A 255-nucleotide genomic window follows, 5' to 3' on the forward strand; every position below is an offset into this window, starting at 1 on the left:
TTCAAGCTCCTCCAGCCCCATGCCGGGCCGAACACAAATACCCCACTTCTACGAATCACGCCAACCGGCGAGGATCCCCTATGGAAATCACTTACGGCTCGGTCTGCTCCGGCATCGAGGCGGCAACGCTTGCATGGAAGCCGCTTGGCATGCGTGCGACCTGGTTCGCCGAGATCGAAGCGTTCCCCAGCGCGGTGCTGGCTCACCATTACCCGAACACGCCGAACCTCGGTGACATGACCAAACTCGGCGCCC

The 255-nt window shown here is 62.0% G+C and carries 1 pseudogene; it reads left to right on the plus strand.

The window, feature by feature from the left end:
* Nucleotides 1-80 precede the first annotated feature (80 nt).
* Nucleotides 81-255, plus strand: a pseudogene (locus tag L6D63_RS28505) (DNA cytosine methyltransferase); the annotation flags it as partial.

The organism is Pseudomonas parakoreensis (assembly GCF_021602155.1).
Classification (GTDB): Bacteria; Pseudomonadota; Gammaproteobacteria; order Pseudomonadales; family Pseudomonadaceae; genus Aquipseudomonas; species Aquipseudomonas parakoreensis.